A 212-nucleotide genomic window follows, 5' to 3' on the forward strand; every position below is an offset into this window, starting at 1 on the left:
CTCATCTCAGCAATTGCTTGTTCTGAGCCCATGGCCCATCCCTCATCAAGAGCTGAGTTGAAGATCTCCAATTCTTCTGAATTTCTAGGTAAAAGTTCATCAATTAATGTGGTTGGCGTAAGTGAATTTTTGTCGTAGAGATAGTCAGACCAATGCGGTTTCCTCAACACAGGCTTAGGTTGTTCTCTCAATCGATAGACAAGATTATCGGT

Annotated in this window: 1 protein-coding gene; it reads right to left on the reverse strand. The window is 42.0% G+C overall.

Translation table 11 applies throughout. From position 1 onward, the window contains the following. Nucleotides 1-212 (reverse strand): type IV secretory system conjugative DNA transfer family protein (locus tag IQR33_RS24835; protein ID WP_193844154.1); only part of this gene is annotated, 212 nt, incomplete at both ends.

It is taken from the genome of Vibrio sp. OPT46 (assembly GCF_015163535.1).
Classification (GTDB): domain Bacteria; phylum Pseudomonadota; class Gammaproteobacteria; order Enterobacterales; family Vibrionaceae; genus Vibrio; species Vibrio alginolyticus.